We start from the raw sequence: 5,296 nt of genomic DNA on the forward strand, positions 1-5,296 counted from the left end.
GAGGGGTTTTTCGGACGGCGTCGTTTTCAGGGGTTTATAGCAGAAATCGGTGGGCTTGGCAAGCGGGGGTCAGAACGGTCGGCGGTAGTACATGCCGGGGAGCTGCTCCACGACGCCTTTGAGCTCCAGGGATAAGAGGAGCTGGAGGATCTCCGCCCGGGGGCTCTCCAACCGGGCGGTGAGCTCGTCCAGGTGGACGGCCTCGGCGGTGAGGGCCCCAAGGAGGGCGGCCTCGCCGTCGGTGAGGTCGGGCGCCTCGGGGGCGGTCACCCGGTCGGCGAAGAGGCGGGGGTCGGCGGCGCGGCCCACGGCCCGCAGGATGTCCTCGACCGTCTCCACCAGGGCGGCCCCCTCTTTCAACAGGGCATGGGAACCGCGGGCCCCGTCGCGGATGGCGTTGCCGGGGCAGGACATCACCTCGCGGTTCAGCTCGACGGCGAACTCGGCGGTGATGAGCGCCCCGGACTTTAGCGGCGCCTCTACCACGACCACGCCCAACCCCAGGGCGGCGATGAGCCGGTTGCGGCGGGGGAAGTTCTGCGCCAATGGCTCCGTGCCCAGGGGGAACTCGCTCATCAGGGCGCCGGAGGCCCGTATTCTGTCGAAGGACGCGCCCTCGTTCGTCGGGAAAACCCGGTCCACCCCGCAGCCCAGCACGCCGATGCTCCGCCCCCCGGCGGCAACGGCCCCCATCTGCGAAGCGAGGTCTATCCCCGCGGCGCAGCCCGAGACCACGGTCACCCCGACCCGGGCCAGCCCCCCGCCCAGCTTGCGCGCCAGCTCCCGCCCGTAGGGGCTCGGGTTCCGGGTGCCCACCATGGACACCGCCAGCCGGTCCTCGGGAAGGTACTCCCCCCGCACGTACAGCACCGCCGGCGGGTCGGTCAGGTCCTTGAGCGGGGCGGGGTAATCGGGGTCACAGAGGAGGAAGAGGGAGAGGTCGGGGAAGCGATTGACGGCGTCGAGCTCGCGCTCCAGGCGCTTCTGGTGCGCGTCTGAGCGGGCGGCGAGGATATTGGCGGCGCGGACGGGACCGATGCCCTCAATCTGCAAGAGCCGGCCGTGGGGCGCCGCCAGGGCCTCCCGGGCCGAGCCCAGGCGCTCCACCAGGCGGCGGAAATGAACCGGCCCCACCTCGGGGACCAGGTTCAGGCTTACCCAGGCCGCGACCTCGGAGTCCGGCGCTATGTCGGCGGGATTGTGCATCCGACTACGGCACGCTTTTGGAAATCCCGAACCGGCGGGTGAAAAAGTCAGGCGGACGGCCGCTCGGCCCGAACGACGAAGAGCTCCTCGTCGTCCACCGAGCCGGTGACCCTCAACCCGGCCGACTCCATCATCCCGGTAATTTCGGGCACGGTGGGCAGGTAGTCCCCCCGCATCAATTCGCCGGCCACCCGGTGGAGGTCGTTGATGGCGCGACGGGATTGGGAATGGGCGATTACCAGCCTGCCCCCCTCCTTCAACGCGGCGGCCAGGGTCCTCACGACGGCCGCCTGGTCGGGGAAGTGGGGGAAGCAGGAATAGCAGATAATCGCGTCGAACTCGCGGTCCGACGCCATCCCGATGACGTCTTGAACGACGAACTTTATATCCGGGTTATCCGCCGGGGGATACTTCCCCTTCGCCACCGCGATCATCCGCAGGGAGAAGTCCAGAGCCGTTATGGCGCCGGACCCGCCGAGACGCCGCCGAAGAAAGGGGATCATGACGCCGGTGCCGCACCCCGCGTCCAGGACTTGCTGACCGGGCTTCAGACTCAGGAAGTCGGCGATGCGCTCCAGCTTGACGGGGTCGTGAGATGTGGCGTCGTCCCACCCCTCGGCCAGAGCGTCGAAGACACCCCTGCGCCGCGAGTCCGTCGGGGCCATTACCGCTCCCCCGTCGAGAGGGGTCAATCCTGGCTCAGGCGGGCGAAAATCATCCGGCCCGCCGAGGTCTGCAGGTGGCTCGTGACCGTAACCTCGACCTCACGGCCTATATGGTCCCGGCCGCGGTCCACCACCACCATGGTGCCGTCCTCCAGGTACCCCACCGCCTGCCCCGACTCGGTCCCCTCCTTCATGAGCTTCACCAACATCCGCTCCCCGGCCAGGTACACGGGCTTGAGCGCGTTGGCCAGCTCGTTGATGTTGAGGACTTCGACCCCCTGGAGCTCGGCCACCTTGTTCAGGTTGAAGTCGTTGGTGAGTATCTTGGCGCCCTTGGTCATGGCGAGCTTGACCAGCTTGGAGTCCACCTCGGCGAGCTCGGGGAAGTCGGTCGAGTCTATCTGGACGCGGTTGCCGAGCTTCTTCTGCATGTCGTTCAAGATGTCCAGCCCGCGTCGGCCGCGGTTGCGTCTGAGCGCATCCGAGGAGTCGCTGATGACCTGAAGCTCCTTCAGGACGAACTTCGGCACCAGAAGGGCGCCCTCCAGGAACCCGGCGGCGCAGATGTCGGCGATGCGCCCGTCTATGATCACGCTGGTGTCGAGCACCTTCCTCGGGAGCGCGCCCTCCCCGTCGGGGAGGTCCGCCTTGCGGAACCAGCTCGGCGGCAGCTTGCGGATGGCCAGCGTCGCGCCCAGGTAGGCGAAGAGCACCATGACGCCCAGGGAGAGCGTATAGCGCACGGCGGGGTATTCCGAGACGATGGCGATGTTGGAGACGATGGTCGCCGTGATGAGGCCGAGGATGAGGCCGATGGCCCCGGCGATGACCTGGCGGTTGGTCCGCTTGGAGAGCCAGATTTCCAGGGCCACGAAGATGACGGCCACCCCGACGCCCACCGCGGCGCCGATGAGGTAGGCGAAGTCCGTTTCCGGGAAGAGGCTCTGCGTGAGGAAACTGGCGATACCGCCCATGAAGGCGATAATGCCGATGCGGATGGCGAGCAGCATGGCGATGCCTCGGGTCTTTTCGAGAGGGCGGCTGGAGTGGCGCGCCAGAGAGGGATCGAACCTCCGACCTACGGTTCCGGAGACCGCCGCTCTATCCACTGAGCTACTGGCGCACGCTCTTGGGGAAGCTGGACGCTTTGGTCCACGCTCCCCAGCCGACTTCCCCGAAGGACTTACGGCGGGATCGCCCGGTCCCCCGAGCGGAGGGCCAAAAAAGGGCCACCCGCCATGATGGCGCGCCCGGGTGGAATCGAACCACCGACCAGCGGTTTAGAAGACCGCTGCTCTATCCTCTGAGCTACGGGCGCCTGAGTCCGTCCCGAGGCCGATGAGTCGTATGTAGGAGTCCGGATTAACGGGTTGACCCCGGGGCGGCGCGCCCACACTATAGCACAGAATGGGCCCCGATTAAAGCCGACCGTCACGCCGCCGTCCCAGGGAACTTTTGCCCCTATTTTGTAGTAGCATACCAATGTCCTTGAGGCAGCGGTTCAGATACTACGAGGACTCTCGAAAAGGCGGTGCGCGATGAGACGTGCGTATCTTTTATGGATCGCCGGCCTGGCGCTGGTGCTTGGATTCCCCATGCTGGCCCTCTCCGACGACATGGGCGGCAAGAAAGAAGAAGCCCAGGGGATGGGCGAATACGAGGAGACCCCCTACTACCCGGATGAGCCGATGGGCGAGGGCGGCGGCGAGACGGTCATCCAAGGCTCCGAGCTCGGCATCGGGGTGGAGACCTTCACCACCGATAACGGCTTCGACGGCTGGCGGGTGGCCATCCCCGGCGGACGCCCCCTGGCCACCCCGGCGGTGGGCGACGGCCTGATTTACATCGGCGGCGGCTTCGGCTCCTACGAGTTCTACGCCTTCGACGACCAGACCGGCCGGGCCGAGTGGATGTTCCAGGCCGGCGACGACGGCCCCACGGCGGCCATCTACTCCCAGGGTCGCGTGGCCTTCAACACCGAGAGCTGCATCCTCTACGTCCTGGACGCCCAAAGGGGGAACAAGGTCTGGGGCGAGTGGCTGGGCGACCCCCTCATGGCCCAGCCCGCCATCCAGGGCGATTACATCTACATGACCTACCCCGGTGAGGACGGCCAGCACCACCTCACCTGCCGCAAGCTGGAGACCGGCGAAAGCGTCTGGGACCAGCCCTTGATAGGCGAGGTCATCACCGCCCCCGTGGTGGCCGATGGCTCGGTTTACGCCGCCTGCCTCGAGGGCACGGTGTACCGCTTCGACGCCCGCTCGGGCGAGGTCGTCTGGCACGAGCAGATGAACGCCACCTGCGCCCCCTTCATCTACGGCGGCCAGGTCTACGTCTCCCAGCGCGAGGAGGGCGAGGAGACCGACGAGTACGGCCAGGTCCAGTACGAGGGGCTGGCGCAGCTCGACAACCGTTCGGGCGCCCGCGAGAACGAAAGCCTCTGGCAGCGGCGCAAGGCCGATTACCTCCGCTACGAGATCAACGCCGAGAGCGCCTACGCCTCGGAGCAGATAGCCGCCGACTCCGCGGTGGGCTTCTCCTCCGCCCCCTCCTCCGCCAAGCTTGAGCAGGGCGAGGCGAACCTCGGCTGGGGCAACGTGTCGGGCATCTGGGCCTACCAGGGCTCCCGGCCGGTGGTGGTGGACGGCCTGTCGTACTCCACGGCGCACGACGCCCTGGTCTGCACCGACGTCGAGACCGGGAAGGTCGTCTACGAGGTGGCCTACCAGCCCGAGGGCGAGGTGCTGGGCGGCCGGATGTTGACACCTCCCTCCTGGGCCGGCGACAAGCTCTACGTCGGCACCGAGGACGGCTACGTGGTCTGCTACCGGGCGGGGGACGGGACCGAGCTCTGGCGCGTGCGGGTCGGCGAGCCGATAAGGTTCCAGCCCGTAGTCATGGAGGGCTGGGTGTACGTTGGCACGGACCGGGGCAGCCTGGTGGCCTTCGACACCGGCGATTATTGGGCTGACGGCTGGGCGATGTGGGGCGGCGACGCCGCGCACAACGCGCCGCATTAGGCCGCTCCCCGTCGAACGTAGGGGCGACCGGTAGGACGAGTCCTCCACGGTCGCCTGCATGTCCCCTCTCCCTTTTAGGGAGAGGGCTAGGGTGAGGGGTAGAGCGGCGGGGATGGAATCCCCGCCCTACATTTCAGGGCGCGGCGGTGGGAAGGAATCGCGGGAGGGTCAGGAGACCCGCCCCTACGTTTCCCTCTCCCCGTGGGAGTAGCGCCGACGGGCTAGGGTGAGGGTCGGAGCATAAAAACGGCGGGGATAGGAATCCCCGCCCTACGTTAGGGCACATACCGGTGAATGAAACGGGCGGGTCAAGAGACCCGCCCCTACGTTTCCCTCTCCCCGTGGGAGAGGGATTAAGGGTGAGGGCTGCCTTATTCCCCCTCCCCCCTCTGGGGGGAGGGA

Annotated in this window: 4 protein-coding genes and 2 tRNA genes; 1 reads left to right on the top strand and 5 read right to left on the bottom strand. The window is 67.4% G+C overall.

All coding sequences use genetic code 11. The features are described from left to right. Positions 1–69 precede the first annotated feature (69 nt). From dprA to NTW26_03235, 5 genes are all read right to left on the bottom strand, one after another. A complete protein-coding gene (dprA, locus tag NTW26_03215) occupies positions 70–1,206 on the bottom strand; it encodes a DNA-processing protein DprA (protein MCX7021284.1) in 1,137 nt (378 codons plus the stop codon). Positions 1,207–1,253: 47 nt separating this feature from the next. Continuing rightward, on the bottom strand, positions 1,254–1,871 hold the full coding sequence (locus tag NTW26_03220) for a methyltransferase domain-containing protein (GenBank protein MCX7021285.1): 618 nt from the start codon (positions 1,869–1,871) through the stop codon (positions 1,254–1,256). Between the two features lie 23 nt (positions 1,872–1,894). Further along, the gene (locus NTW26_03225; GenBank protein ID MCX7021286.1) at positions 1,895–2,881 is read right to left on the bottom strand and encodes a TRAM domain-containing protein; all 987 of its coding nucleotides are present in this window, start codon (positions 2,879–2,881) and stop codon (positions 1,895–1,897) included. Between the two features lie 37 nt (positions 2,882–2,918). Beyond that, a tRNA-Arg gene (locus NTW26_03230) sits at positions 2,919–2,994 on the bottom strand. Between the two features lie 119 nt (positions 2,995–3,113). Then, positions 3,114–3,189: transfer RNA gene (locus NTW26_03235), tRNA-Arg, on the bottom strand. Between the two features lie 220 nt (positions 3,190–3,409). On the opposite strand from NTW26_03235, the gene NTW26_03240 reads away from it, so the two are divergent. Beyond that, complete coding sequence (locus NTW26_03240) at positions 3,410–4,894, top strand: PQQ-binding-like beta-propeller repeat protein (GenBank protein ID MCX7021287.1); 1,485 nt, start codon at positions 3,410–3,412, stop codon at positions 4,892–4,894. Positions 4,895–5,296 lie beyond the last annotated feature (402 nt).

The sequence above is a fragment of the bacterium genome (assembly GCA_026398675.1).
Classification (GTDB): Bacteria; RBG-13-66-14; RBG-13-66-14; order RBG-13-66-14; family RBG-13-66-14; genus RBG-13-66-14.

Bases quoted from the DNA above. Each gene is read 5' to 3' on its own strand.
- NTW26_03220 (MCX7021285.1), bottom strand. From the start codon at position 1,871: ATGGCCCCGACGGACTCGCGGCGCAGGGGTGTCTTCGACGCTCTGGCC.
- NTW26_03240 (MCX7021287.1), top strand. From the start codon at position 3,410: ATGAGACGTGCGTATCTTTTATGGATCGCCGGCCTGGCGCTGGTGCTT.
- NTW26_03225 (MCX7021286.1), bottom strand. From the start codon at position 2,881: ATGCTGCTCGCCATCCGCATCGGCATTATCGCCTTCATGGGCGGTATC.
- dprA (MCX7021284.1), bottom strand. From the start codon at position 1,206: ATGCACAATCCCGCCGACATAGCGCCGGACTCCGAGGTCGCGGCCTGG.